This is a genomic window from Pseudomonas sp. QLc11A (assembly GCF_052112305.1).
GTDB classification, from domain to species: Bacteria; Pseudomonadota; Gammaproteobacteria; order Pseudomonadales; family Pseudomonadaceae; genus Aquipseudomonas; species Aquipseudomonas laurylsulfatiphila.
Genome location: NZ_JAVAJJ010000002.1, coordinates 457,375 through 480,651 on the forward strand (window position 1 = coordinate 457,375; position 23,277 = coordinate 480,651).

Consider the following 23,277-nt stretch of genomic DNA (forward strand, 5'->3'; position numbering starts at 1 on the left):
ATAGTCAGCCACTGCACATTTTTGAAATTTATTCCTGTGATGATCAACATTCAGCGGATGGATATAGCCCTTTGAGTACACCGTAAATCCCTGTGGGAGCGAGCTTGCTCGCGATGGCGATTTGTCAGTCACCATCACTGTTGAATGTGCCGGCCTCATCGCGAGCAAGCTCGCTCCCACAGGGGTTGTGGTTCAGGCTGCCAGATGCCGCTGGGCCCACCCGCGTACCTCGGCATACGGATAATCTTCCAGCGCCGCAAATCCGGGAATCGCCCGTGCCTTGAGTTTTGTGAACAGCGGCACGCTGATCCCGCATAAAAACCGCGTCACGCGTTCAGCCGAAGGCACGTTGCCCGTGTGCTGCTCGTGCCTGTGGATAAAGTCGCCACACAACGCCTCGAAATTTTTATCCACAAGCGCCGGCAACTCCGGTGGTGCCGGGAGCCGCGCCACTTGCCCATGGCAGACCGAACAATGTCCGCATTGCTGCGGAGCATTGTGATCGCCGAAATACTCGGCCAGGCGATAGCCCAGGCAACGGTCGGTGGCGAACAGATCCAGCATCGCGTGAATCCGCGCGATCTCGGTGTGTTCATGCCGAGTGAAATAACGGTGCAGCTCTTCGCTCAACACGGTGCTGTCGAACCCGCTTTGCAGCACGCTGTAGACCTCGGTCATCTGCTTGCTTTCGAGCTCCACCCAACCCTTCTCCTGGAAGTAGTCCAGCGCCTTCACTACTCGACTGCGCTCGGCCTGATGCTGCTCGTGCAACGTCTCGAAATTCACCGTGGCCCAGGTCCGGGCGCGGCTGGAGGTCTGGATGATCGCAGCGACAAAATCCCTGCGCTCGCCTTCAAAACGCGCCAACAATGCCTCGGGCTCCTCCAGATACTTGAATCGATACTCGGCGTAGTAGGCGTAACGCGGTGCGATCAACCCGCGCAGTTCGAGTTGCACCAGCAAGGTCTTGAGCGGCAATTGGCGAATATTGCTCTGATCCGCCAACGGCCCCAGCAGAAACTCCCACTGCCCTTCGGGTGCTGCGGCCTGCATCTCGTCCATCACGCAACGGATGCCATCGAGCTCGGGGGTGTCGCCGTAGACGAAGTTCTCCAGCACGTTGAGGCTGTCGCGGTTGGCCAACACCAGGCAGTCCGACGGCTGCCCGTCACGCCCGGCGCGACCGATTTCCTGGCTGTAGTTTTCGGTGGATTTGGGCAGGTCGAAATGCACCACATTGCGGATGTCGCTTTTGTCGATGCCCATGCCAAAGGCGATGGTGGCAACGATGCAATTGGACTGCCCGCCCATGAAGCGACGCTGGATCGCTTCCCGTTGTTCATGAGGCAACCCGGCGTGATAGGCCTCGGCCTGAATGCCGTTGCGGTTCAGGTGTTCGGCGATGTGTTCCGCCGTTTTCTGCAGGGTGACGTAGACGATGCTTGGCTGGTCCGCACGCAGGCTCATCCACTCGACGAGGCGTCTGCGCTTGTCCGCTCCACGAACCGGTTCCACCAGCAAATTGAGGTTCGGGCGATAGAAACCGGTGGTCACCACATCGTCGGCGGCGATGGCGAACTTCGCCTGCATGTCGGAGATGACCCTGGGCGTCGCCGTTGCGGTCAGCAGCAGCACCTGAGGGATATTGAACTGGCGTTGATAGTCGGGAAGCTTGAGGTAGTCCGGGCGAAAGTTGTGCCCCCATTCGGAGATGCAATGCGCCTCGTCCACCACCAGCAGCGAGATCGGTACTTGCTGCAGAAAATGCCGGAAGCGCTCGTTCTTCAGGCGTTCCACCGAGATCATCAGAATCTTCAGTTCGCCGGATTTTGCCCGAGCCATGACGTCGCTGGCGTCATCGCGGCTCTGGGCCGAATCGATACTACCCGCCGAGATGCCGTGGCGTTGCAGGAACGCCAGTTGATCCTGCATCAACGCCAGCAACGGCGAGACCACCAGCGTCAGGTGCGGCAGCAACAGCGCCGGCAATTGGTAGCAAAGGGACTTGCCGGAACCGGTGGGGAAAATCGCCGCCGCCGAACGCCCGGCCAACACGGCACTGACGGCCTCCTCCTGACCGGGCCGAAACTGTGGATAACCGAAAACCTGTTCCAGGGTGTTGTGCATAAGCTGTCACTCCGTTGACCGCTGCGGAGTCAAAAGCCTAGCCGGCGATTGCAGCGAGTCGAGAAAAGGTCGGGGGCGAAAACGATACGGGATGATACAGCGTCCCAACCCACCGATCCCTGGCCATAGGTTGAAACACAGGAGGCACTTTGCCCACTGATCTCGGCCTTACATCAGCCGGTATGGTTTACCGCCATCAACTTCCGCCAGGTATCCATCATGCGGGAAGCCTGAGATACGCGGATTTTTATCAAGGAACGACCATGTCCCAAAAACACTTTTTTCCGCTTGCCTGCACCCTCGCACTTCCCCTTCTTTTGAACGGATGCCTGACCGTCCCGGAGCAGCCTTCCCTGGACACGGCAGCCTTTGAAACGCCGGAGTATCAGGCCCAGAAAGGTCTGGCGATTGTCAACGCATCAAGTCTTTATGCCCGCGGCGGCACCGGCCAGGGTGTGGCTGTCGCACTGATCGATTCGGGTCTGAACAGCAGTCTGCCGGAGTTTCGAGGAAGGCTCCGCGATCCGGGTTTTGACCATGTCGAGAATCAGGTCGGCACTTTTGATCGGGTCGGCCACGGCACCCAGATGGCCGGCATCCTCGCAGCCAACAAGGATGATCAGGGCATGCACGGCGTCGCGTTCAACGCACAGCTGATCCCCTATCGCTTCGGCGACGATAACGAACCCTTTTTCTTCGACGGTGAAATCGCTCAGTCCTGGCAAGCAGGTTTCGACAAGGGCGCGCGCATTCTCAACAACTCGTGGGCCAACGCCATTCCTGCGACCGAAATCAACGAGGCGCGTTACAAGCAAGTCATGCCGCAATCACTGGTGACCGCGCGCAAACTGGTTGAGGACGGCGCCGTATTTGTTTTCCCTACCGGCAATGAACTGAAACGAGAACCCTTGGCTGAACCCGGCTTGCCTGTCGCCATCCCCGAACTGGAAAAAGGCTGGATCGCGGTGGTTGCGTTGAAAAACGACGGCAGCACCATCAATGCCAAATCCAACTATTGTGGCGTGGCGGCAGCCTGGTGCATTGCTGTACCGGGTGGCGACTCCGGTGCAGGGCAAGGCCTGCTGACCACCAACAAGGATGGCACCTACACCCAGACGGCTGGCACCTCGCCTGCTGCCGCGCTGGTCAGCGGAGCATTGGCGGCACTGCAAAGTCGTTACCCCGAGCTCACTGCGCAGCAAGTGCGCGAGCATCTGCTGGCGACGGCGAACCAGACTGGCCTCTATGCCAACAGTGAAGCGTACGGTAGAGGCTTGATGGATCTGGAAGCAGCCTCGCGCCAAGCGCCAAAGGTCATGACCGAGTAAGTCTGTATGGGTCGTTCGGCAGCGTCGAGACAACCTCACCAGTCTGAACCACCCACACGACTCAGGCCCCTTGTGTGCAGGCTTGCTTGGGAAGAGCCCAGCACAGCCACTGTAAAACTCGAAACACCCGACATTGTCCGAGGCACCCTCTACCGAGAGGTAATGCGAAGCGACTGAGAACGCTGTAAGCATTTTTACCTCGCGCCATTTCACGTTGAAAACCCAGCAACAACCTGTAGTCCCCTTCCTCCAAATATGACAAAACCCTTACAAAGCCTGTCGACCTCAGCCGTCTTGTCCCCCAACGCCATACCCTCCTATAGTTTCCTGCGCGGCTGAAAACAGTGTCTCGGCCTGCCGGGAACACTTGCCGATTTCGCAAAGGACGCACTCAATGAAAAACCGCGACTCACTGACAGCCCGCTACCACCCGCTAAAGACCCGCTACAGCGAAACCCCGGTGCTGGTCATCGATACCGAGGCCGATCCCTACGAGATCCTCGACGCCGCCCGACAACGCATCCGCGCCGCCAGCGACCTGCTCGAAACCCTTTATTGCACCTGTTTCAAACAGGCCGAAGCGAGCGACATCCCCAATATCGTCAGCGCCTTGTACCTGCTGACCCAGGACGGCAACGACCTGCTCGACATCGCCCGGCAGCGCTTGCCGAAACACGTTGCTTGTCCCACCACAACTCCCTGTGGGAGCGGGCTTGCTCGCGAAAAACGATAACGCGGTCCACTGTGGATAACGCCGTCAGCAACGACCTATGAAAGCTTCGGCAAGGTCCTACAAAACAAGACACCTTGTCGGCTATCGATGACCAGTCACTCAATCCTATAGTCCGGGCTGTCGCTGCCAAATCAGCGATTCGGGCTTGGTCACCCGAATTAGATCTACGTACTCACCCGTTGTATGCTGCCGACGCTTTTTTGTGTCTGCACGCTATATGGTGGCTGTGTTTGGGATGCCTTCGGGCATGCCGGTTCTGTGCGTAGATCTCACCGGTTGACCAACCCGAACACAGTCGCCTCCCATCGTTTGGTCACGATGATGGCGGTCCTTTCTGGCACATCTGAGATTGCACATCATGAATAAATGGAATCCGTTCACCAACGAACGCTATCTACCGCTCCACACCAACCTCACCGATTCCCCGCCCCTGATCATCGACACAGAGGCCAACCCCCAAGACATCCTCGAAGCTGCCCTCCAGCGCATCCGGGCCTCCAGCGAGCTGCTCCGAACCCTGCACTGCCAAAGCTTCGACCAAGGCGACCTCGAAGACATCCCGCACATCACCCATGCGCTCTACCTGCTGACCCAGGACGGCTGCGACCTGCTCAAAGTCGCCCAGCAACGGATGATGGGCTGGAAAGCGCCAGTCTGAGATCAACACTCAAGTACATTGAGGGCAGTGTACTAACTGGCATTATTCTGGCTGTTTATCGCCATTTCAGCTGGAATAATGGCAGTGTGAATATCTATCCACAAAACGTTTGATGCGGCCGGGACGCTCTCAAGGCAAAGCGATGCTCTTCCATCCAAGTGCTATTATTCTGGTAGTTAAGGCTAAAAAATGAAGGAATATTGGCATATGGCCAAGAAAACCGCGCCACTCCTGCCTGCCGCATCCAGACTGCTTGCCGAATTCGGGGAGCGATTGAAGTTGGCCCGACTGCGCCGCAAGCTCACAGCCAAGCAAGTCGCCGAGAGGTCAGGCATGTCGCTGACAACCTTGCGCTCTCTGGAGTCTGGAGGTTCAGGCGTGACCATCGGCGCCTACCTGTCTGTCATGCAAGTTCTGGGGCTGGAAAAAGACTTGAACAAACTCGCGGCAACCGATGAGGTGGGCCGGCAACTGCAAGACGCACAACTGAAACCCAAGGCAGCCTCAGCGAAAGACTCGAACCGACGAGTACACAGAATAAGCGCAGTAAAAAAAGCCTCTCCAATACCTGAAAAAGACACGGGAGTGATTGAAAGTGCCAGCCATGCTGAGGATCTATCCGCTGATTACCCCTTCAACACCCACTCACTTTCCAATCTGTTGACCAAGAAAAAAACCAAACCCGCGACAGGTGAAAAATGACGCAGATTGCGGTGTATGCCGATTGGGAGTCCTTGAATGGGCCCAGACGCCTCGGTTTCCTGCATGCCCGAAGGACCCGCTCCACGGACGTCTTCGAGTTTGAATACGACACTGCTGCGCTTGCAGATCCCGAGTTGAACTTCACACCGCTGGACCCTCGAATCGGGCTCTATGAAGGCCGTCAGTTCCCGGGTCAACATCAAAGCCGATTTGGCGTGTTCGCAGATTCAAGCCCGGATCGGTGGGGTCAATTGTTGATGAAGCGGCGGATGGAACGAGATGTTCGCGACGGTTTGGCGGCCAAAGGCAGCAAGCTCAGCGAGTCGGATTTCCTGTTAGGCGTGCATGACCTCTATCGGGTCGGCGCGATCCGCTACAAGCTCAATGACGAAGGTAACTTTCTCGATGATCGCGATGGCGTGGCCGCCCCACCTTTCGTTGAATTGCGCGCATTGGAGCAGGCAAGCCGTGCCCTGGAAAACGATCCGGACAACACCTCACTCGACGGCCGCGAATGGCTGAGAATGCTGATCGCGCCGGGGGGCTCTCTCGGTGGTGCCCGCCCCAAGGCCAGCGTTGCAGACGAGCAAGGGCACTTGTGGATTGCCAAGTTCCCCAGCACCCGCGATGACTATGACATGGGCGCCTGGGAACTGGTGGTGAATGCCCTGGCCAATCACTGCGGCCTGCGCGTCGCAACCGGTATCGCCCGGCGCTATGCCAGTGATTATCACTGCTTCATGGTCAAGCGATTCGACCGCACCGATCGGGGTGGCCGATTGCACTTTGCCTCAGCCATGACCATGACTGATCGAGTTGACGGTGACGATGCTTCCGTCGGCGCGAGCTACCTTGAGTTGGCCGAAGTGCTGATGGAACACGGCTCGGAAACCAAAGCAGACCTACGGGAGTTGTGGTCTCGAATTGTGTTCAACATCCTGGTCTCCAACACCGACGATCACCTGCGCAACCATGGTTTTATCCTTGATCCGGGTCGGGGATGGCGATTGTCTGCCGCTTATGACATGAACCCGGTGGCCCACGCCGATGGCTTGAAACTCAACATCACCGATACCGACAATGCGCTCGATTTGGAGCTGGCCCGGGAAGTGGCGGAGTATTTTCGGCTCAGTCGCGCGGATGCAGAAAACATCATCGACAGCTTCAAACAAGTTGTCAGCCAATGGCCAACGCTAGCGCGGGCATTGGCACTGTCAAAACGTGAACAGGACAATATGGCGCCTGCATTTCGATTGGCGGAACCTACACAATGAACCTCGCCCCCAACTTCCCCGACGACCACCCAATGCAGCAACTCATGCAGCTATTGCACGAAGAACTCGGCCTACCCGAACGCAAAACCATCAGCCTCAGCACCTCGATCAACTTCGACCTGGGCTGCAACGGTGCCGATGCACAGCATTTGATCGAAACCCTGGAAAACCACTTCGCCATCGACTTCGTGGATTTCGACAGCTATCGCTATTTCCAGCCCGACGGCTACGATGTATTTCTCAAGCGCAAAGCCAAGGGTCGCGGCGACAAGGTGCCATTGACCCTCGGCATGCTCTACCGGGCCATCAAGGCCCAACGCTGGGACACGCAGGCGCTGGAAGGCTTGTAGCGTGCACAAAAAAGCCGCCCCGAAGGGCGGCTTTTTCGTTAGCTCAATCCAGCACTTACAACTTTGGACCCGCAGCCTTGATCGCGTCGCTCACTTCGAACTTCTTGAAGTTCTCGATGAACAGGCCGGCCAGTGCTTTGGCGGCTTCGTCGTAGGCTGCTTTGTCGGCCCAGGTGTTGCGTGGGTTCAGCAGGCCAGTCTCAACGCCCGGTACGGCCACTGGCACGTCGAGGTTGATGGTGTCCAGGTGCTCGGTCTCGGTACCGATCAGCGCGCCGCTCTGGATCGCTGCGATCACGGCACGGGTGGTCGGGATGTTGAAGCGCTTGCCGACGCCGTAGCCACCGCCGGTCCAGCCGGTGTTGACCAGGTAGACCTTGGAGCCGAAGCCGCGGATGCGCTTGATCAGCAGCTCCGCGTATTCGCCGGCCGGACGCGGGAAGAACGGTGCGCCGAAGCAGGTGGAGAAGGTCGACTTGATGCCGCTGCCCGAACCCATTTCAGTCGAGCCCACCAGTGCGGTGTAGCCGGACAGGAAGTGGTAGGCCGCTTGTTCTTCGTTGAGGATCGACACTGGCGGCAGCACGCCGGTCAGGTCGCAGGTCAGGAAGATCACAGCGTTCGGCTCGCCACCGAGGTTCTTCTCGGAGCGCTTGGCAACGTGCTCCAGCGGGTAGGCGGCGCGGCTGTTCTGGGTCAGGCTGACATCGGCGTAGTCGGCGTGCTTGGCATCGTCGATAACGACGTTTTCCAATACCGCGCCGTGCTTGATGGCTTTCCAGATAACCGGCTCGTTCTTCTCGGACAGGTCGATGCACTTGGCATAGCAACCGCCTTCGATGTTGAACACTACGCCTTCGCCCCAGCCGTGCTCGTCGTCACCGATCAGGTAACGGCTTTCGTCGGCGGACAGGGTGGTCTTGCCGGTACCGGACAGACCGAAGAACAGGGTCACGTCGCCTTCTTCGCCGATGTTGGCGGCGCAGTGCATTGGCAGTACGTCGGCAGCCGGCAGCAGGAAGTTCTGCACCGAGAACATGGCTTTCTTCATCTCACCGGCGTAACGCATGCCGGCGATCAGCACTTTTTTCTGTGCGAAGTTGATGATCACGCAGCCGTCGGAGTTGGTGCCGTCACGCTCTGGCACGCATTCGAAGTTGGCAACGTTGAGGACCTGCCACTCGTCACGACCCGCCGGGTTGTACTGAGCAGGGTTGATGAACAGGCAACGGCCGAACAGGTTCTGCCAGGCAGTCTGGGTGGTCATCTTCACGGCCAGGTAGTGCTCGGAAGCCGCACCTACATGCACGTGGGAAACAAAATGCTCTTGCGCGTTGTTGAAAGCTTCAACACGGTCCCACAGGGCGTCGAATTTGTCGGCCGGGAACTTGCGGTTGATCGGGCCCCAGGCGATGGCGCCCGTGGTGCTCGGCTCATCAACGATGAAACGATCGACTGGCGAACGGCCGGTACGGTGACCGGTACGAACAACCAGTGCGCCGGTATCGGCAAGCTCGCCTTCACCGCGATTGAGGGCTTCTTTAACCAGATCATCAACACTCAGATCGGTGTACACGGCATTGTTGGCTTGCGTCATGAGGTTCCCCGTCGGCCAGTGGCCGAGTGCTCCAAACGTTTTTGTAGTAGAAAGTCGTGCACTACTACCGCGAAAAAAGTGGGCCGGATTATGCCAGAAAAGCCCAAAAAAAGTAGGCCCCTCCTGTCGTAACGGCGTTAATCCGGCGGTAGCCAGTGAATTTACCTGCGCTGAACCGTTTTAGTGACGGGTATCTGACGGCGTCTCGATACCCGCGCCGGCGAACAATTGGGTGACATCGGCGGCATCGAACAGGTAGCGCTGGTTACAGAACTGGCAATCGATTTCGATGTTGCCACCGTGTTCGACCACCAATTGCTGCGCATCTTCCACACCCAGACTGACCAGCGCATTGGCCGAACGTTCGCGCGAGCAGCTGCAACGGAAGCGCAACTTCTGTACATCGAACAGGCGCACCTGCTCGTCGTGGTACAGGCGATGCAACACGGTTTCGTTGTCCAGGCCCAGCAGTTCATCGGCGGTCAGCGTGCCGCCCAGGGTGGTGAGATGCTGCCAGCTGGCGGCGCGTTCGTCTTCGTCCTTCAAACGGTCGGCAGGCAGCTGTTGCAGCAACAGGCCACGGGCGCGACGGCCGTCGGCGTACAGCCAGAAACGCGTGCCGACTTGCTGGGACATGACGAAATAGTTGGTGAAGCATTCAGACAAGGTGGCACCGTCGAGGTCGACGATGCCCTGGTAACGCTGGCCCTGAGTCGGGTCGATGGTCAATGCCAGCACGCCATCCGGCATCAGGTCGGCCAGGGTCGCGTCAGGTGCGATTTGGTCCGCTTCGTAACGGGCCAGGCCACGGATGTCGCGCTCGCTCGAGCACTCGATCATCAGCAGCGGGATCGGGCCTTCTGAGCGGGCTTGCAGAATCAGCAAGCCATCGAACTTCATCGCGCCGACCAGCAACGATGCGGCCGCCATCAGCTCGCCGAGCAGTTGCGCAACCGGTTGCGGGTAGGCGTGTTTGGCCAGGACTTCGGCGTAGCTGAGCTCCAGCGAGACCAGCTCGCCACGGGTGTCGCTGTCATCGAAGATGAAGCGTTGGGTGAAGTCGTTATCCGGTAGGTCAGTCATTAGTCTGGGTATCTGAAGTGGTGACAAAAGTGATTACAGAATTCGAGGTCGCGCCTTGGCCATAGCGTCTTGCTGTCTGGTTATGGCTTACAGGCGGGCGATTGTGTGCGCTTTACGACGAATGGCACTGCCAATGGCTCGTTTAGGGTAGGCGAATTACCCCATATGGCTACGCGCAAGCACAATTACAAGTCGTTGCCTGTTTGAGTGATCGACGGACCCGGTCAATCATTCGTTGCTACTGCCACGAAACTTGAACAGATCCCGTCGCTGTTTCTTGCTCGGTTTGCCATCGGTGCTCACGCCCAGGGCGCCTGCCTTGCGCTCGGCGGCGGCGTTTTCGCGCTTGGCGATGCTGGCTTCCGTTTCGGCGTACAGCATCTGTGCCTCCGGTGCGCCACGGCGAACGATCGACAACGCCTGGACCACCACCGTGCGCTCCTCGAAGCCGGTACGGATCACAAACTCGTCACCGACCCGTGGCTCTTTACCCGGCTTGCAGCGTTCGCCCCGGCAGTGCACCTTGCCGCTTTCAATCGCCGCCTTGGCCAGCGCGCGGGTCTTGTAGAATCGTGCAGCCCATAACCATTTATCGAGGCGGACTTTGTCGTCCTCTTCACTTTTTTGTGCCATGGAATTTCCTCATTCTGAAATATTGGTGAACTGTACTACCGTTTCTGACGTACCAAGAATTTCACCGACCCGGATTACAATACCGACATTCCATAACCTCCTTGCGAGGCTGGAAATCCGGGCTGTAGATATCTGTCGCCTTTTAATCATTATTCTGCGTGAATACCGCGAATCCGGCCGCGTGCGGCCCGAGCGGTTTCTACCGGTTGAGCACTTTTGAAGACATTTGACCATTTGACCGTTGTCGGTCTGCGCGAGTGGGTGGCGCTCCCGGATTTGGGAGTCGCCGGTCTTCGGGCAAAAATCGACACCGGTGCCAGCACCTCAAGCCTCCACGCCACCGACATCGAGTTGTTCGAGCGCGATGGTGAGCAGTGGGTGCGTTTTACCGCCCACCTGGGCTCCGTCGTACAACTGCGCCACCGACGCTGCGAAGCACCGCTGGTGACGATGAAAACCATTAAAAGCTCAAACGGTCACGCGCAGGTGCGATACGTGATCAGCACCACCCTGGCCCTCGGTGACCGGGTCTGGCGGGTCGAGTTCACGCTCGCCTGCCGCAAGTCCATGCGTTATCGCCTGCTGCTCGGCTCCAAAGCCCTGATCCATGGCCAGTTGGTGGTCAATCCGGGCATCAAGTATGTACAAGACAAGCCGGTGTTCCCGGTATCTACCTCCTCCACAGGTGTTGCATGAAGATCGCTGTGCTGTCGCGGAACCCGCGTCTGTATTCCACCCGCCGCCTGGTTGAAGCCGGTACTGAACGCGGCCATGAAATGGTGGTGGTCGACACCCTGCGCGCCTACATGAACATCGCCAGCCACAAGCCGCAGATCCACTACCGCGGCAAGCCGCTGGAAGGTTTCGATGCAGTGATTCCACGGATCGGTGCGTCCGTGACTTTTTATGGCTGCGCCGTGCTGCGCCAGTTCGAAATGATGGGGGTGTTCCCGCTCAACGAATCGGTGGCCATTGCCCGCTCACGGGACAAGCTGCGTTCGCTGCAATTGCTGTCCCGTCGCGGGATCGGCTTGCCGGTGACCGGGTTTGCCCACTCCCCCGATGACATTCCCGATCTGATCGAAATGGTCAACGGCGCGCCGCTGGTGATCAAGGTGCTGGAAGGCACCCAAGGCATCGGCGTGGTGCTGTGCGAAACCGCGACCGCCGCAGAATCGGTGATCGAGGCATTCATGGGCCTCAAGCAGAACATCATGGTCCAGGAGTACATCAAGGAAGCCGGTGGTGCAGACATTCGCTGCTTCGTCGTCGGGGACAAGGTGATTGCGGCAATGAAGCGCCAGGCCAAACCCGGCGAGTTTCGCTCCAACCTGCATCGCGGCGGCAGCGCGAGCCTGATCAAGATCACGCCGGAAGAGCGCATGACGGCGTTGCGTGCAGCCAAGGTCATGGGGCTGGCGGTGGCGGGTGTGGACATCCTGCGCTCCAATCACGGGCCGCTGGTGATGGAAGTGAACTCGTCGCCGGGACTGGAAGGGATCGAGACCACCACTGGCAAGAATGTGGCGGGGATCATCATTGAGCATCTGGAGAAGAATGGCGGGCCGAATATGACCCGGACCAAGGGTAAGGGTTAACCCTGGTTTTTGTGGCGGCTGGGAGGCCGCCTTCGCGGGCAAGCCCGCTCCCACAGGGTTTTGGGTTGATAGCGATATTTCGGCTAGCCAAAATCACTGTGGGAGCGGCGGTGCGGCGATCCGACTTGCCCGCGAAGGGGCCATCAGCCCCACTGAAAAAATCAGGTTTTAAACCGCATCCCTCGGCAACATCAACCCCAACGGCAAGCGCACCCGCGCTTCCAGTCCACCGCCCGAACGGTTACGCAGTTCAACATTCCCACCATGCATCGAAGCAATCCGCTTCACGATCGCCAGCCCCAACCCGGTGCCCTTCCCGCCCCTGGCACGGTCACCGCGAGTGAACGGGTTGAAGATCGCTTCCAGCTCCGACGGATCAATACCGGCACCGCGGTCCATGACGCTCAGCACCACGTACGGTGCGCTCACATCCCCAGACACGTACGCCGCCACCTCCACGCCGCTGCCGGCATGATGCAACGCATTGCCGATCAGGTTGTTCAACAGTCGCTTCATCGACACACGACGCAACGGAAACGGCTGAATCGGCTCCAGGCGCAGCCGCACTTTCTCTTCATTCTGGTTGTAGGGCGCCGCGACTTCGCGGACCAGGTCGCTCAGGTCAACTTCTTCCACCGACTCGTCGCGCCCGTCACGAATGAACGCCAGGAACTGATCGAGAATCGCGTCCATGTCTTCGATATCGCGCACCATGTCGTCGGTCAGGTCGGTGCGATCGCCCATCAACTCCAGGGACAGACGCAAGCGGGTCAACGGCGTGCGCAAATCATGGGAAACCCCGGCCAGCATCAGCTCACGCTCGCGACCGGCCTGTTCGACGTCCTCGGCCATCTGGTTGAAGGCGCGGTAAACCTCAGTCATCTCGCTCGGCGTATCGCTGATTGGCAGGCGCACGCTGCGACCCTGGCCGAGTTGCCGCGCGGCATACACCAGACGTTTCAAAGGCTGATTGAGTTGGCTGACGAAGATCCACGCAGACGCCGTGGACAGCAGACCGATAGCAAGGAACCAGCCGAGGACATTCCAGATTTTCTGGCCACGCAACGGGTGCGGATACAACGGCACTTTCAGCCAACCTTCACCCAGGCTCGGCGCACGAACCCACAGTGCCGGGGGAGAATGCATGCGTAGTCGCACTTCGGTGTCCGGCCCCAACTCGGTCTGCATCTGTCGCTGGTAAATCTCACTGTATGGCCAATGTTGCTCGCCTTCCGGGACACCGGCGCCCACTACCCGAATCAGGGGTGCACTTTCGGCAATCTTTGCGCGGCTTTCTTCGTCAGCCGCCCAGTAGGCGCGCAGCACCAGGGCGACACCGTGGCTGTACTGGCGGTCCACCAGCACATCTTCGTTCATCAGCAGATAAACCAGGGTCAGCGCCTTGGAGAAGAGAACGACGATGAGCACCAGCCAAAGGGTGCGGGAGAAGAAGCTCTGGGGGAACCAAACGGGGGTTTTCATGGATAACCGTTAAACACTTGCAGGAGAGAGCGATGCTCGCATATTGCGGTTTGCGAGTCTGCGGGCAGGATCGATTGATCCGATGCCCGCATGACCCGCTCCTACACATCGCCAATCACTTGGTGGCGGTACCATCCGGAACAAACACATAACCCACGCCCCAGACAGTCTGGATATAACGCGGTTTGGACGGATCGGGCTCGATCATCCGGCGCAGGCGGGAGATCTGCACGTCGATGGAGCGCTCCAGGGCATCCCACTCGCGGCCGCGGGCCAGGTTCATCAGTTTGTCGCGGGTCAGCGGCTGACGCGCGTTCATCACCAGTGCCTTGAGTACCGCGAACTCACCGGTGGTGAGCATATGCACTTCTTCGCCGCGCTTGAGCTCGCGGGTGGCCAAGGACAGCTCATAGTCACCGAAGGTCACGCTTTCGTCTTCGCTGCCTGGGGCGCCTGGCACCGGCGCCGACTGGCGACGCAGTACCGCCTTGACGCGAGCCATCAGCTCATCCGGGTTGAACGGCTTGGCCAGGTAATCGTCGGCGCCCAGTTCCAGGCCCTTGATGCGGCTCAGCTCGTCGCCCTTGGCAGTGAGCATGATGATTGGAATCTGGTTGTTCGCGTTGCGCAGGCGGCGGCAGGCGGTCAGACCGTCTTCGCCGGGCAACATCAGGTCGAGGACGACCAGGTTGAACACTTCGCGCGCCAGCAGGCGATCCATTTGCTCGGTGTTCGGTACGGCGCGGGCGCGGTAGCCCTTGCTGACGAAAAAACGTTCCAGCAGGCTGCTCAGCCCCGGATCGTCGTCAACGATAAGAATTTTCTCGCCTTCAGCAGTTTGTGCAGTGCTGCTCATTGGATGCTCCTTTGATCTCGGCGCGCATTATGGCGTAGCTGCCGTTATACGCACCGTGTGCATTGTTAGCAGATTTTTCCTTTAGTGCCAGAAAACCGGCCATTGCACCGGCAACCCGTGATGCCCCCGAATGACAGAACGCTGGTTATAATGCGCGGCCTTTTGTGTCAGGCAACATCAGACAGGTACTACAGACAGACGCCATTTATTTTCATGGCGTCGGCAGTAATTGTTCGATTTCACGGGTCAACGGGATACCTTTTGATCCAGGTAGCGGCGCAGGCCAGGCCGCTCAACCAGACTCGCCGAGCCCTTATCCTTGAGCCTGCGAGCCTGCTTTCACAATTTGTCAGGTGGTTTTATGGACAGCATCAACAGCCGCATCGCCGAGGAACTCGGTGTACGCCCACAACAGGTCGAAGCGGCCGTCGCGCTACTCGATGAAGGCTCTACCGTTCCCTTCATCGCCCGTTACCGGAAAGAAGTGACCGGCAGCCTCGACGATACGCAATTGCGTCATCTGGAAGAGCGCCTGCGCTACCTGCGAGAACTCGACGAACGGCGCATCAGCATCCTTGCCAGCATCGAAGAGCAAGGCAAGCTGACCCCGCAACTTGAACGCGACATCAAGCTTGCCGACACCAAGACCCGTCTCGAAGACTTGTACCTGCCGTACAAGCAGAAGCGCCGCACCAAGGGCCAGATCGCCCTGGAAGCCGGCCTCGGCGAACTGGCCGACGGTTTGTTCAACGACCCGTCCCTGAGCCCGGAAACCGAAGCCGCACGTTTCATCGACGCCGAAAAAGGCGTGGCCGACGTGAAGGCAGCCCTCGAAGGCGCCAAGTACATCCTCATGGAGCGCTTCGCCGAAGACGCCGGCCTGCTGGACAAGCTGCGCAACTACCTCAAGCAGGAAGCCACCCTCAGTGCCCGCGTGATTGCCGGCAAGGAGGAGGAAGGCGCCAAGTTCCGCGACTACTTCGAACACGACGAACCACTGAAAAGCATGCCGTCGCACCGCGCGCTGGCGATTTTCCGTGGCCGCAACGAAGGCATCCTCAGCTCCGCGCTGAAAGTCGGCGACGAACTGCCGGGCACCATGCACCCGTGCGAAGGCATGATCGGCCAGCAATTCGGTATCCAGAACCAGAACCGCGCCGCCGACAAATGGCTGGGCGAAGTGGTGCGCTGGACCTGGAAGGTCAAGCTCTACACCCATCTGGAAACCGACCTGCTGGGCGAACTGCGCGATGGCGCGGAAACCGAAGCGATCAACGTGTTCGCCCACAACCTGCACGACCTGCTGCTGTCGGCCCCGGCCGGCCCGCGCGCCACGCTGGGTCTCGACCCTGGCCTGCGCACCGGCTGCAAGGTGGCGGTGGTTGATTCCACCGGCAAGCTGCTGGATCACGCCACGGTTTACCCGCACGTGCCGCACAACAAGTGGGACCAGACCATCGCCGTACTCGCCGCCCTGTGCGCCAAGCACTCGGTGGACCTGATCGCCATCGGCAACGGCACCGCCAGCCGTGAAACCGACAAGCTCGCCGCCGAGCTGATCAAAAAATATCCAGCGATGAAGATGACCAAGGTCATGGTCTCCGAGGCCGGTGCATCGGTTTACTCGGCATCGGAACTGGCTTCCAAGGAATTCCCGGACCTCGACGTGTCGATCCGTGGCGCCGTGTCGATTGCCCGTCGCCTGCAAGACCCGTTGGCCGAGCTGGTGAAGATCGATCCGAAATCCATCGGTGTCGGCCAGTACCAGCACGACGTGTCGCAGCTGAAACTGGCCCGTGGTCTGGATGCAGTGGTCGAAGACTGCGTGAACGCCGTCGGCGTCGACGTCAACACCGCGTCCGTGGCGCTGCTGGCGCGCATCTCCGGTCTCAACGCGACCCTGGCGCAGAACATCGTCAGCCACCGCGACGAGCACGGTGCGTTCAGGACCCGCGCTGCGCTGAAGAAAGTCGCGCGCCTGGGTGAAAAAACCTTCGAACAGGCGGCCGGATTCCTGCGCGTGATGAACGGAGACAATCCCCTGGACGCCTCCGCGGTGCACCCGGAAGCCTACCCACTCGTGCAGCGTATCGCCGCCGAGACTGATCGCGATATTCGTTCGTTGATTGGCGACAGTGGTTTCCTCAAGCGCCTGGACCCGAAAAAATTCACCGACGAAACCTTCGGTCTGCCAACGGTCACCGACATCCTTCAGGAACTGGACAAGCCCGGCCGCGACCCGCGCCCCGAGTTCAAGACCGCCGAGTTCCAGGAAGGCGTCGAAGACCTCAAGGACCTGCAACTGGGCATGATCCTCGAAGGCGTGGTGACCAACGTGACCAACTTCGGTGCCTTCGTCGATATCGGCGTGCATCAGGACGGTTTGGTGCACATCTCCGCGCTTTCGGAGAAGTTCATCAAGGATCCGCGCGAAGCGGTGAAGGCCGGTGACGTGGTGAAAGTGAAGGTCATGGAAGTCGACATCCCGCGCAAACGCGTTGGCCTGTCGATGCGCATGAGCGATACCCCGGGCGAGAAAATCGACGGCGCTCGCGGTGCGCGTCCGGGGTCGGCGCCACGCCAATCCCAGAACACTGCACCGCGCAAGGAAACCACGGCAGCAGCACCGAGCAACAACGCCATGGCGTCGCTGTTCGCCAATGCCAAGCAGTTGAAGAAACGCTGATGGACATTCCCGCCGGGCTGACCGAAAGCGCGTTTTTCAAGCTGTTGGGCTGCCGCTTGCACAGTCTGGAAACCGGGGTGGCGCAAGTCGCCCTGGCACTGGAGCCCGAACTGCGCAATCGCGGCGGCAAGCTCCACGGCGGGGCCTTGTTCAGCCTGGTGGACATTGCCATGGGGCTGGCCTGCTCCAGCACCCACGGCTTTGACCAGCAGAGCGCGACCATCGAGTGCAAGATCAACTACATCCGCGCCGTATCCGAAGGCGAGGTGATGTGCACGGCGCGGGTGATCCACCCGGGTCGCCGCACATTGGTGGTCGAAGCCGATGTGATGCAGGGCGACAAACTGGTCGCAAAAGCACAAGGCACGTTCGCTGTCCTGTAGCTAGTCGTCATCAATTTGAGTTAATTTCAGCGCAAAGCAACCTGTGGGAGCGGGCTTGCCCGCGATGGCGGTGTGTCAGACCACATAAATGGTGACTGACACTCCCTCATCGCGGGCAAGCCCGCTCCCACAGGGAACGTGCAATTCTTGAAAATCGGCATATGGCCTGTCAGGCTCAAAAACGAGGCGAAAACGCCAGTTTTAACTTCACCCTTGTAGACCGTCTTGCCCACCCCCATATTGGGGCGACTGACGCGTGAAGGAATCCAACTTGAGCGAACTTCTCAACCGCCGCCTGGCCCTGCTCGGCGAGCGCGCTAACCTCTCTCTGCTCGAACAGTGCCTTCACGGCATCGAACGTGAATGCCTGCGCGTGACCAGCGAAGGTCGCCTGGCGCAAACGCCGCACCCGGAAGAATTGGGTTCCGCGCTGACCAACGAACAGATCACCACCGACTACTCCGAGTCGCTGCTGGAGTTCATCACTCCGGCCCTGCCCGACCCGGCGGACACCTTGGCGAGCCTGGACAGCATTCACCGTTTTGCCTACAGCAAGCTCGGCAACGAGTATCTGTGGAGTCCATCGATGCCGTGCCCCTTGCCGGCCGAGGAAGACATCCCGATCGCCTATTACGGCACGTCCAACATCGGGCAGCTCAAGTACGTGTATCGCAAGGGCCTGGCCCTGCGTTACGGCAAGACCATGCAATGCATTGCCGGCATCCACTACAACTTTTCCCTGCCGGAAAAACTCTGGCCGCTGCTCAGGCAGGCCGAAGGCTTTGTCGGCAGCGACCGCGATTTCCAGTCGTCGTCCTACATCGCGCTGATCCGCAACTTCCGCCGCTACAGCTGGTTGCTGATGTACCTGTTCGGTGCGTCGCCAGCGCTGGATGCCGGCTTCCTGCGCGGCCGTTCGCACCAGTTGGAACAACTGGACCCGCACACCCTGTACCTGCCGTATGCCACCAGCCTGCGCATGAGCGACCTGGGTTACCAGAGCAACGCTCAGGCCGGCCTGACGCCGTGCTACAACGATCTGGCCAGCTACACCGACAGCCTGCGCAAAGCGGTGGCCACGCCGTACGCACCCTATGTCGAAGTCGGCACCCATCAGGATGGCGAGTGGGTACAGCTCAACACCAACATCCTGCAGATCGAAAACGAGTACTACTCCAACATCCGTCCGAAACGCGTGACCTATACCGGCGAGCGGCCGATCCAGGCGCTGATGGCCCGGGGCATCCAGTACGTCGAAGTGCGCTGCCTGGATATCAACCCCTTCCTGCCGATGGGCATCGACCTTACCGAGTCGCGCTTCCTCGATGCGTTCCTGCTGTACTGCGCGCTCAACGACAGCCCGCTGCTGACCAACACCAGCTGCGGCAACGCGACCTCGAACTTCCTCAGCGTGGTCAAGGAAGGTCGTCGTCCAGGCCTGCAACTGCAACGCGACGGCCAGCCGGTTGATCTGAAGGAGTGGGCCGGTGAGCTGCTGGAAAAAATCGCTCCGCTGGCGGCGATGCTCGACCAGAGCCATGGCGGCGATGCTCACAGCAAGGCGCTGGACGCCCAGATGGCCAAGGTCCGGGACCCATCCCTGACACCGTCGGCCCAGGTGTTGGCGGCCATGGCCGAGCACAAGGAAAGCTTCGCCCAGTTCTCGCTGCGCCAAAGCCAGGCGCATGCCGAGTTCTTCCGCAGCGAGCCGTTGCCGGCTGAGGAACAAGCGCAGTTTGAAGAGCGGGCGCGTTCATCGCTGGCTCAACAGGCTGAGCTGGAGCAGAACGAAGTCGGTGATTTCGATGTGTTTGTCGGGGCGTACCAGGCGAGCATTCTGGCTATCAGCAACTGATGGTCCTTCGGACCTTATCGTCGGAACGCCGCCCGGAGCGAGCTTGCTCGCGATGACCGCGTAGCGGTCGTTCCTCAAGTTTTCCTCTCATAAGCTCATTCTAAAAAGTTATTTATTTTCGAATTCTTAGATCATTTAGTCTCTTTCTCACGCCGACATCCGGTCGCCTGACAAGGAGCTTTCTGATGAAACTGACTTTCCCTCTACGCTTGCTGGCGGCCGCAACGCTGGCTACCGCGACTTTCTTTGCCCAGGCGGCCGACGTCACCGTTGCCTACCAGACCACCGTTGACCCGGCGAAAGTCGCCCAGGCCGACGGCGCTTACGAAAAAGCCACCAAGGCCGATATCAGCTGGCGCAAATTCGACAACGGTGCCGATATCATCGCCGCCATCGCCTCCGGCGACGTGCAGATCGGCTACCTCGGTTCCAGCCCCCTGACCGCTGCCATCACTCGCAAAGTCCCGGTGGAAACTTTCCTCATCGCCACCCAGATCGGTGCCGCCGAAGCCTTGGTCGCCCGCGACGGCTCCGGGATCAAGACTCCGCAAGACCTGATCGGCAAGAAAATCGCTGTGCCGTTTGTATCCACCGGCCACTACAGCCTGCTCGCGGCACTGAAGCACTGGAACATCGATCCCTCGAAAGTCACCGTTCTCAACCTGGCGCCACCGGCGATCATCGCCGCCTGGAAACGCGGTGACATCGACGCCACCTACGTGTGGGATCCAGCCCTGGGCGTGGCCAAGGAAAACGGCAAGGTCCTGATCACTTCCGGTGAACTGGCCAGGTTCGGCGCCCCGACCTTCGATGCCTGGATCGTGCGCAAGGATTTCGCCGAGAAGCACCCGGAGATCGTCACCGCGTTCGCCAAAGTGACCCTCGACGCCTACGCCGACTACCGCAAAGACCCACAAGCCTGGCTCGCCAACCAGGGCAACGTCGACAAGCTGGTAAAACTGTCCGGCGCCAAGGTCAGCGACATTCCGCTGCTGCTGCAAGGCAACGTCTACCCGCTGGCGGCTGACCAGGTGCTCACCCTCGGCGCGCCGACCACCAAAGCCATCACCGACACCGCCGCGTTCCTAAAGGAGCAAGGCAAGGTCGAGGCGGTGCTGCCGGACTACGCGCCGTACGTCAGCGCCAAGTTCATCACCAATTGATCGGGAGTTGACTGCGATGGCTTTGCTACAGCTGGAGCGTATCAGCGCACAGTACCCCGGCAACCCGGAACCGGTGTTGGCGGATATCTCCCTGAGCCTGGGCCCCCGGCAATTGCTGGTCGCCCTCGGCCCGTCCGGCAGTGGCAAGACTTCGCTGTTGAACCTGATTGCCGGTTTCGTCGAACCCAGCGCCGGACGCATCACCCTCGACGGCGTGCCGGTCAAAGGCCCGAGCGCCGAGCGCGGCGTGGTGTTCCAGGACGACGCGCTGCTGCCCTGGCAAGACGTGCTGGCCAACGTCGGCTTCGGCCTGGAGCTGGCCGGTATTGCCCGGGACAAACGCGAAGCGCGTGCCCGGGAAATGCTCGCCCTGGTCGATCTTTGCGGTTTTGAACAGCGCCGCATCTGGCAGCTCTCGGGCGGCCAGAAGCAGCGTGTCGGCCTGGCCCGCGCGCTCGCTGCCGACCCGCGCGTGTTGCTGATGGACGAACCTTTCGGCGCCCTGGATGCCTTCACCCGCGAGCAGATGCAGGAGCTGTTGCTGCAAGTCTGGCAACGCACCGCCAAACCGGTGTTCCTGATTACCCACGACATCGAAGAAGCCGTGTTCCTCGCCACCGACCTGATTCTGTTGGCGCCGAACCCCGGGCAAATCGTCGAGCGCCTGAGCCTCGACTTCGGTCAGCGTTATGCCGCCGGCGAGTCGGCCCGCTCAATCAAATCCGACCCGCGTTTTATCGAAACCCGAGAACACGTGCTCGCCAAAGTGTTCTCCCAACGCAGCACCGCCCAGCGGCAGGAGCGCGCATGAGCAGTTACGAAATTCCCGTCGCCGCGATAAAGCCAGGTACTCCTGTGCCTGCGGCACAACGCCGCTTGAGCACTCGCTGGATCAGCGTGCTGACACTGGCCGCGCTCATTGTCATTTGGTGGGCCGTGACGGCGACCGGTTTGATCGAGCCGCTGTTCCTGCCGCCACCTTCCGCCGTGCTGCAAAAAGGCTGGCTGCTGGCGACCTCGGGTTACATGGACTCAACCCTGTGGCAGCACCTCGGGGCGAGTCTGAGCCGCATCGGCCTGGGCCTCGGCTTTGCGATTCTCACCGCCGTGCCGGTGGGCATCGCCATCGGCGCCAACCGTATCGCCCGTGGCGTGCTGGACCCGCTGATCGAGTTCTACCGGCCCATCCCACCGCTGGCCTACCTGCCGCTGATCGTGATCTGGTGCGGCATCGGCGAACTGTCGAAAGTGCTGCTGATTTACCTGGCGATTTTCGCCCCCATTGCCATCGCCACCGCCACCGGCGTGCGCACGGTCGACCCGGCCAAATTGCGTGCCGCGCAGTCGTTGGGGGCCACTCGCGCGCAGTTGATCCGCCACGTGATTTTGCCGAGTGCCTTGCCGGACATTCTGACCGGGGTACGCATTGGCCTTGGTGTCGGTTGGTCGACCCTGGTCGCCGCCGAATTGATCGCCGCCACCAGCGGTCTTGGCTTTATGGTGCAGTCCGCCGCGCAGTTCCTGGTCACCGATGTGGTGGTCCTGGGGATCTTGGTGATTGCACTGATCGCCTTCGCGATGGAGCTGGGCCTGCGCGCCCTGCAACGCAAACTGGTGCCGTGGCACGGCCAGGCCCACTGAATAATTGCCCTGTGAGTACCCTGTGGGAGCGAGCTTGCTCGCGATGGCGGTTGCACGTTCAACACTTGTGTCGCCTGACAGTCCGCTATCGCGAGCAAGCTCGCTCCCACAAAAGCTCGACACCCCGGATCAATGAGAACCACCATGAGCCACCCAACCATTGTCCCCTTAAGCTCGGCCCTCGGTGCACAAATCAGCGGCGTCGACATCAGCCAGCCGCTGAGCGCGGAACATCGCGACGCCATCGAACAGGCGCTGCTCAAGCATCAGGTCCTGTTCTTTCGCGACCAGCCGACCACCCCACAGCAACAGGCACGATTCGCGGCGAATTTCGGCGACCTGCACATTCACCCGATCTACCCCAATGTGCCGGAACAACCGGAAGTGCTGGTCCTCGACACCGCCGTCACCGACGTGCGCGATAACGCGATCTGGCACACCGACGTGACCTTCCTGCCGACCCCGGCCATGGGCGCGGTGCTCAGCGCCAAGCTGTTGCCGGAGTTTGGCGGCGACACTTTGTGGGCCAGCGGAATTGCCGCGTATGAAGCCCTGTCGGCACCGATGAAAACCTTGCTCGAAGGCCTGAACGCCACCCACGATTTCACTCGTTCGTTCCCGCTGGAGCGCTATGGCAACACGCCCGAGGCGCTGGCCCAGTGGGAGGAAGCACGGCGCAAGAATCCGCCGCTGTCACACCCGGTGATCCGCACGCACCCGGTGAGCGGGCGGCGTTCGCTGTTCGTCAACGAAGGCTTCACCTCGAAGATCAACGAATTGTCGGAAACCGAAAGCGAGGCGATTCTGAAGTTTCTGTTTGCCCACGCGACGCGGCCTGAATTCACCATTCGCTGGCGCTGGCAGCAGGACGACATTGCGTTCTGGGACAACCGCGTGACCCAGCATTACGCCGTGGATGATTACCGGCCGGCGCGGCGGGTGATGCAGCGGGCGACGGTGTTGGGGGATGTACCGTTTTTTCGCTGATCAGCCAGTTTCTGTATTGATTGAAATGGCCCCTTCGCGGGCAAGCCCGCTCCCACAGTGCCCGTGTCGTACACAAATCCTGTGAATACCGCTGAACCTGTGGGAGCGGGCTTGCCCGCGAAGAGGCCGACAGACTTGCGT

Annotated in this window: 21 protein-coding genes; 15 read left to right on the forward strand and 6 right to left on the reverse strand. The window is 60.1% G+C overall.

Annotated features, from left to right (window positions below; genetic code table 11):
• Nucleotides 1-192 precede the first annotated feature (192 nt).
• Nucleotides 193-2,127 carry a RecQ family ATP-dependent DNA helicase gene (locus tag Q8X48_RS04940; protein ID WP_407799843.1) on the reverse strand — a complete coding sequence of 645 codons (1,935 nt, stop codon included), beginning with the start codon at nt 2,125-2,127 and terminating at the stop codon, nt 193-195.
• Nucleotides 2,128-2,390: 263 nt separating this feature from the next.
• Here Q8X48_RS04940 and Q8X48_RS04945 point away from each other — a divergent pair, with 263 nt between their 5' ends.
• The 6 genes from Q8X48_RS04945 (at nt 2,391) to Q8X48_RS04970 (ending at nt 7,172) form a co-directional block, all read left to right on the forward strand.
• Complete coding sequence (locus Q8X48_RS04945) at nt 2,391-3,455, forward strand: S8 family peptidase (RefSeq protein ID WP_407799844.1); 1,065 nt, start codon at nt 2,391-2,393, stop codon at nt 3,453-3,455.
• A gap of 394 nt (nt 3,456-3,849) precedes the next feature.
• Nucleotides 3,850-4,188 carry a hypothetical protein gene (locus Q8X48_RS04950; protein ID WP_126048631.1) on the forward strand — a complete coding sequence of 113 codons (339 nt, stop codon included), beginning with the start codon at nt 3,850-3,852 and terminating at the stop codon, nt 4,186-4,188.
• Between the two features lie 358 nt (nt 4,189-4,546).
• Nucleotides 4,547-4,846, forward strand: a complete 300-nt coding sequence (locus Q8X48_RS04955; RefSeq protein WP_407799845.1) for a hypothetical protein — start codon at nt 4,547-4,549, stop codon at nt 4,844-4,846.
• Between the two features lie 207 nt (nt 4,847-5,053).
• Complete coding sequence (locus Q8X48_RS04960) at nt 5,054-5,548, forward strand: helix-turn-helix domain-containing protein (protein WP_015093026.1); 495 nt, start codon at nt 5,054-5,056, stop codon at nt 5,546-5,548.
• Nucleotides 5,545-6,822, forward strand: coding sequence for a type II toxin-antitoxin system HipA family toxin (locus tag Q8X48_RS04965; RefSeq protein WP_407799846.1), 1,278 nt, complete (start codon nt 5,545-5,547; stop codon nt 6,820-6,822). The genes Q8X48_RS04960 and Q8X48_RS04965 overlap by 4 nt, the downstream gene beginning before the upstream one ends.
• Nucleotides 6,819-7,172 (forward strand): DUF1493 family protein, encoded by a 354-nt coding sequence (locus Q8X48_RS04970; protein ID WP_407799847.1) that lies wholly within the window; start codon nt 6,819-6,821, stop codon nt 7,170-7,172. The genes Q8X48_RS04965 and Q8X48_RS04970 overlap by 4 nt, the downstream gene beginning before the upstream one ends.
• Before the next feature lie 55 nt (nt 7,173-7,227).
• Here the strand turns inward: Q8X48_RS04970 and Q8X48_RS04975 are convergent, their stop codons facing one another.
• The 3 genes from Q8X48_RS04975 to Q8X48_RS04985 form a co-directional block, all read right to left on the reverse strand.
• Complete coding sequence (locus tag Q8X48_RS04975) at nt 7,228-8,769, reverse strand: phosphoenolpyruvate carboxykinase (protein WP_407799848.1); 1,542 nt, start codon at nt 8,767-8,769, stop codon at nt 7,228-7,230.
• Nucleotides 8,770-8,949: 180 nt separating this feature from the next.
• On the reverse strand, nt 8,950-9,852 hold the full coding sequence (gene hslO, locus Q8X48_RS04980) for an Hsp33 family molecular chaperone HslO (protein WP_407799849.1): 903 nt from the start codon (nt 9,850-9,852) through the stop codon (nt 8,950-8,952).
• Nucleotides 9,853-10,080: 228 nt separating this feature from the next.
• Nucleotides 10,081-10,485 carry an RNA-binding S4 domain-containing protein gene (locus tag Q8X48_RS04985; RefSeq protein WP_015093021.1) on the reverse strand — a complete coding sequence of 135 codons (405 nt, stop codon included), beginning with the start codon at nt 10,483-10,485 and terminating at the stop codon, nt 10,081-10,083.
• A gap of 216 nt (nt 10,486-10,701) precedes the next feature.
• On the opposite strand from Q8X48_RS04985, the gene rimB reads away from it, so the two are divergent.
• Both rimB and rimK read left to right on the forward strand, forming a co-directional pair.
• Nucleotides 10,702-11,181, forward strand: coding sequence for a retropepsin-like aspartic endopeptidase RimB (gene rimB / locus Q8X48_RS04990; protein ID WP_007972870.1), 480 nt, complete (start codon nt 10,702-10,704; stop codon nt 11,179-11,181).
• Entirely contained in the window at nt 11,178-12,083 is a 906-nt protein-coding gene (gene rimK / locus Q8X48_RS04995) for a 30S ribosomal protein S6--L-glutamate ligase (protein WP_007972871.1), read from the forward strand. Before rimB ends, rimK begins: the two co-directional genes overlap by 4 nt.
• 168 nt (nt 12,084-12,251) lie before the next feature.
• Here rimK and Q8X48_RS05000 read toward each other — a convergent pair whose 3' ends face one another.
• Nucleotides 12,252-13,565, reverse strand: a complete 1,314-nt coding sequence (locus tag Q8X48_RS05000; protein WP_407799850.1) for an ATP-binding protein — start codon at nt 13,563-13,565, stop codon at nt 12,252-12,254.
• 115 nt (nt 13,566-13,680) lie between these two features.
• Nucleotides 13,681-14,421 (reverse strand): osmolarity response regulator transcription factor OmpR, encoded by a 741-nt coding sequence (gene ompR / locus Q8X48_RS05005; RefSeq protein WP_007972873.1) that lies wholly within the window; start codon nt 14,419-14,421, stop codon nt 13,681-13,683.
• 361 nt (nt 14,422-14,782) lie between these two features.
• Here ompR and Q8X48_RS05010 point away from each other — a divergent pair, with 361 nt between their 5' ends.
• The 7 genes from Q8X48_RS05010 (at nt 14,783) to tauD (ending at nt 23,136) form a co-directional block, all read left to right on the forward strand.
• Nucleotides 14,783-17,107, forward strand: a complete 2,325-nt coding sequence (locus Q8X48_RS05010) for a Tex family protein (RefSeq protein ID WP_126048618.1) — start codon at nt 14,783-14,785, stop codon at nt 17,105-17,107.
• Nucleotides 17,107-17,490, forward strand: a complete 384-nt coding sequence (locus Q8X48_RS05015; protein ID WP_008003235.1) for a PaaI family thioesterase — start codon at nt 17,107-17,109, stop codon at nt 17,488-17,490. Before Q8X48_RS05010 ends, Q8X48_RS05015 begins: the two co-directional genes overlap by 1 nt.
• A gap of 271 nt (nt 17,491-17,761) precedes the next feature.
• Complete coding sequence (gene gshA / locus Q8X48_RS05020; RefSeq protein WP_407799851.1) at nt 17,762-19,345, forward strand: glutamate--cysteine ligase; 1,584 nt, start codon at nt 17,762-17,764, stop codon at nt 19,343-19,345.
• 185 nt (nt 19,346-19,530) lie between these two features.
• Complete coding sequence (gene tauA / locus Q8X48_RS05025; RefSeq protein ID WP_407799852.1) at nt 19,531-20,508, forward strand: taurine ABC transporter substrate-binding protein; 978 nt, start codon at nt 19,531-19,533, stop codon at nt 20,506-20,508.
• 16 nt (nt 20,509-20,524) lie between these two features.
• The gene (gene tauB, locus Q8X48_RS05030; RefSeq protein WP_407799853.1) at nt 20,525-21,319 is read left to right on the forward strand and encodes a taurine ABC transporter ATP-binding subunit; all 795 of its coding nucleotides are present in this window, start codon (nt 20,525-20,527) and stop codon (nt 21,317-21,319) included.
• Nucleotides 21,316-22,149, forward strand: a complete 834-nt coding sequence (gene tauC / locus Q8X48_RS05035; RefSeq protein ID WP_407799854.1) for a taurine ABC transporter permease TauC — start codon at nt 21,316-21,318, stop codon at nt 22,147-22,149. The genes tauB and tauC overlap by 4 nt, the downstream gene beginning before the upstream one ends.
• Before the next feature lie 144 nt (nt 22,150-22,293).
• Entirely contained in the window at nt 22,294-23,136 is an 843-nt protein-coding gene (tauD, locus tag Q8X48_RS05040; protein WP_407799855.1) for a taurine dioxygenase, read from the forward strand.
• Nucleotides 23,137-23,277 lie beyond the last annotated feature (141 nt).

Coding starts and splice junctions, on each gene's coding strand:
- Q8X48_RS05010 (WP_126048618.1), top strand. CDS start 14,783: ATGGACAGCATCAACAGCCGCATCGCCGAGGAACTCGGTGTACGCCCA.
- Q8X48_RS04970 (WP_407799847.1), top strand. CDS start 6,819: ATGAACCTCGCCCCCAACTTCCCCGACGACCACCCAATGCAGCAACTC.
- Q8X48_RS04945 (WP_407799844.1), top strand. CDS start 2,391: ATGTCCCAAAAACACTTTTTTCCGCTTGCCTGCACCCTCGCACTTCCC.
- Q8X48_RS04960 (WP_015093026.1), top strand. CDS start 5,054: ATGGCCAAGAAAACCGCGCCACTCCTGCCTGCCGCATCCAGACTGCTT.
- hslO (WP_407799849.1), bottom strand. CDS start 9,852: ATGACTGACCTACCGGATAACGACTTCACCCAACGCTTCATCTTCGAT.
- Q8X48_RS04950 (WP_126048631.1), top strand. CDS start 3,850: ATGAAAAACCGCGACTCACTGACAGCCCGCTACCACCCGCTAAAGACC.
- Q8X48_RS04965 (WP_407799846.1), top strand. CDS start 5,545: ATGACGCAGATTGCGGTGTATGCCGATTGGGAGTCCTTGAATGGGCCC.
- tauC (WP_407799854.1), top strand. CDS start 21,316: ATGAGCAGTTACGAAATTCCCGTCGCCGCGATAAAGCCAGGTACTCCT.
- rimK (WP_007972871.1), top strand. CDS start 11,178: ATGAAGATCGCTGTGCTGTCGCGGAACCCGCGTCTGTATTCCACCCGC.
- Q8X48_RS04955 (WP_407799845.1), top strand. CDS start 4,547: ATGAATAAATGGAATCCGTTCACCAACGAACGCTATCTACCGCTCCAC.
- Q8X48_RS04985 (WP_015093021.1), bottom strand. CDS start 10,485: ATGGCACAAAAAAGTGAAGAGGACGACAAAGTCCGCCTCGATAAATGG.
- Q8X48_RS04940 (WP_407799843.1), bottom strand. CDS start 2,127: ATGCACAACACCCTGGAACAGGTTTTCGGTTATCCACAGTTTCGGCCC.
- Q8X48_RS04975 (WP_407799848.1), bottom strand. CDS start 8,769: ATGACGCAAGCCAACAATGCCGTGTACACCGATCTGAGTGTTGATGAT.
- tauA (WP_407799852.1), top strand. CDS start 19,531: ATGAAACTGACTTTCCCTCTACGCTTGCTGGCGGCCGCAACGCTGGCT.
- ompR (WP_007972873.1), bottom strand. CDS start 14,421: ATGAGCAGCACTGCACAAACTGCTGAAGGCGAGAAAATTCTTATCGTT.
- tauB (WP_407799853.1), top strand. CDS start 20,525: ATGGCTTTGCTACAGCTGGAGCGTATCAGCGCACAGTACCCCGGCAAC.
- tauD (WP_407799855.1), top strand. CDS start 22,294: ATGAGCCACCCAACCATTGTCCCCTTAAGCTCGGCCCTCGGTGCACAA.
- Q8X48_RS05000 (WP_407799850.1), bottom strand. CDS start 13,565: ATGAAAACCCCCGTTTGGTTCCCCCAGAGCTTCTTCTCCCGCACCCTT.
- Q8X48_RS05015 (WP_008003235.1), top strand. CDS start 17,107: ATGGACATTCCCGCCGGGCTGACCGAAAGCGCGTTTTTCAAGCTGTTG.